This is a genomic window from Bradyrhizobium sp. Ses1 (genome assembly GCF_059512365.1).
In genome coordinates, this window is the sequence record NZ_JCAMOQ010000271.1 from 1 (window position 1) to 240 (window position 240).

Annotated in this window: 1 protein-coding gene; it reads left to right on the top strand. The window is 52.5% G+C overall.

Annotated features, from left to right (window positions below; translation table 11 throughout):
• Positions 1-240 (top strand): ABC transporter substrate-binding protein (locus AC5ZG5_RS46640; RefSeq protein ID WP_496165624.1); only part of this gene is annotated, 240 nt, incomplete at both ends.

Here is a 240-nt window from a genome sequence, read left to right on the forward strand (position 1 = left end):
GCCAAGGATATCGAGTGGGTGACGAGTGCATCGGTTAAGCCGATCGAGTTGTTTGCTGAGGGTAAGATTGACGCGTTTCTTGGATTCCCTCCGGAACCACAGCGCCTGCGTGCCCAGAATATCGGTCATGTCATCGTCAACAGTGCGCAAGATCGCCCATGGGCACAATATTATTGCTGCATGTTGGCGGGGACTCGTGAATTCGTCCGGAAGAATCCCATTGCAACCAAACGTGTAGTT